This is a genomic window from Ornithinimicrobium kibberense (genome assembly GCF_006519705.1).
Taxonomy (GTDB): Bacteria; Actinomycetota; Actinomycetes; order Actinomycetales; family Dermatophilaceae; genus Ornithinicoccus; species Ornithinicoccus kibberensis.
On the sequence record NZ_VFXM01000059.1, the window covers coordinates 1 to 290 of the forward strand.

The following is a 290-nucleotide window of genomic DNA, read 5'->3' on the forward strand; positions in this document are numbered from 1 at the left end:
GCAGCGATCGTGGCGAACTCGATGGCGACCACCTGGGCGGCCATCGTCAAGGAGTCGGCGGAGCCCGCGTAGCCGGGGCGCAACGCCTGGCGCATCTCTGCGTCCGGCTGGATCGCACCGACAGACTTCCGGGCCATCGCCAGCGCCAGCTCCCGGCCCTCCTGAGGGGTTGCGGTGATCAACGTGTTGCCCGGAACGAGTTCCATCGGTCGGGCCTCCTGGGTCGGGGTTCGGACGGGTGGATGCGCAGCATCCCGTCAGGTGAACCTCTCACGGACAGGTGAGCCCGT

1 protein-coding gene is annotated in these 290 nt (G+C 69.0%); it reads right to left on the reverse strand.

The window, feature by feature from the left end; genetic code table 11:
* On the reverse strand, positions 1-206 hold a 206-nt coding region (locus tag FJR00_RS15605; RefSeq protein ID WP_141339647.1), incomplete at its 3' end, for a hexameric tyrosine-coordinated heme protein.
* Between the last annotated feature and the right edge of the window lie 84 nt (positions 207-290).